General features: G+C 66.1%; 1 protein-coding gene and 2 pseudogenes. All 3 read left to right on the forward strand.

The features are described from left to right. A pseudogene (locus tag ABGA94_RS21380) lies at positions 1–136 on the forward strand (phosphate ABC transporter substrate-binding protein PstS); the annotation flags it as partial. A gap of 82 nt (positions 137–218) precedes the next feature. Then, positions 219–1,187, forward strand: a complete 969-nt coding sequence (gene pstC / locus ABGA94_RS21385; protein ID WP_012479635.1) for a phosphate ABC transporter permease subunit PstC — start codon at positions 219–221, stop codon at positions 1,185–1,187. After that, positions 1,187–1,615: pseudogene (locus ABGA94_RS21390) on the forward strand (phosphate ABC transporter, permease protein PstA); the annotation flags it as partial. The gene pstC and the pseudogene ABGA94_RS21390, both read left to right, overlap by 1 nt.

Genomic DNA, 1,615 nt, shown 5'->3' on the forward strand with positions numbered 1-1,615 from the left:
CAACCAGGACACCCTGGCCTTCTTCAAGTGGGCCTTCGAGAACGGCCAGGCCCAGGCCAACGAGCTGCACTACGTGCCGCTGCCGGCTGAACTGGTCAAGCAGATCGAGGCCTACTGGGCGACCGACCTGAAGTGATGGACCCGACGGTGCGCGCCCCGCGCGGGCACCGCCACTTCCACGCCGTGCCGCCCCGCCCCTTCCTGGCCCAGCCGTCCCCATGAATGCCATCGCCCAGCCTGTAGCCGCCCCGTCCACGCGTGATGCGCGTGATGCCCGCAACGACAAACTGTTCCGATGGGTGCTGGTCGGCACCGTCATCTTCGTCCTGATCGCCCTGGCCTGCGCCGCGCTGTCGATGCTGTGGGGTGGTCGCCATGCCCTGCAGATGCAGGGACTGAGCTTCTTCTTCTCCGCTGACTGGAATCCGGTCGAAAACAAGTTCGGCGCCCTGGCTCCGATCTACGGCACCCTGGTCACCGCTGTCATCGCGATGGTCATCGCCGTGCCGGTCAGCTTCGGCATCGCCTTCTTCCTCACCGAAGTCGCGCCGCGCTGGCTGCGTGGCCCGGTCGGTACCGCCATCGAACTGCTGGCCGGCATCCCCTCGATCATCTACGGCATGTGGGGCCTGTTCGTGCTGGTGCCGGTGATGACCGAGTACGTCACCCCGTTCCTCAACGAGACCCTGGGCGAATGGCCGGTCATCGGCCCGATGTTCCAGGGCCCGCCGCTGGGCATCGGCATGCTCACCGCCGGTTTCGTGCTGGCCATCATGGTCATTCCGTTCATTTCCTCGGTGATGCGCGAGGTGTTCCTGACCGTGCCCACCCGCCTGAAGGAATCGGCCTACGCGTTGGGCTCCACCAAGTGGGAAGTGAGCTGGGACATCGTCCTGCCCTACACCCGTTCGGCGGTCATCGGCGGCATCTTCCTCGGCCTGGGCCGCGCGCTGGGCGAAACGATGGCGGTGGCCTTCGTGATCGGCAACAGCGTGCGCCTGTCGCCGTCGCTGCTGGAACCGGGCACCACCATCGCCGCGCTGATCGCCAATGATTTCGGCGAAGCCACTGAAACCTACCGTTCGGCCCTGCTGCTGCTCGGCTTCGTCCTCTTCATCGTCACCTTCGTGGTGCTGGCCATCGCCCGCCTCATGCTGATGCGTCTGTCCCGCAAGGAGGGCAACTGATGTCCACCACCGCTGATTCGCTGTACCTGCGCCGCCGCATCGGCAACGTCGTTGCGATCACCGCGTCCTGCGCCACCGCCCTGTTCGGCCTGTTCTTCCTGGGCTGGATCCTGTTCACCCTGGCCTCCAAGGGCCTGGCCGGCATCAACTGGGATCTGTTCACCAAGATGACCCCGCCGCCGATGCAGGACGGCGGCCTCGCCAACGCCTTCTTCGGCAGTGCCGTGATGTGTGCACTGGCCATCGGCATCGGCACCCCGCTGGGCGTGCTGGCCGGTACCTGGCTGGCCGAGTATGGCAACGCCCGCAAGGCCGGCACCGTGGTCCGCTTCGTCAACGACATCCTGCTGTCGGCGCCGTCCATCGTGCTGGGCCTGTTCGTGTACACGCTGTACGTGATGCAGACCGGCGGCAACTTCTCGGCGTTC

Origin of the sequence: Stenotrophomonas sp. 3diitr2024 (assembly GCF_042136455.1) — a bacterium.
GTDB lineage: Bacteria > Pseudomonadota > Gammaproteobacteria > Xanthomonadales > Xanthomonadaceae > Stenotrophomonas > Stenotrophomonas sepilia.

Excerpts from the sequence above, each read along its gene's own strand:
- pstC (WP_012479635.1), top strand. The coding sequence starts at position 219 with ATGAATGCCATCGCCCAGCCTGTAGCCGCCCCGTCCACGCGTGATGCG.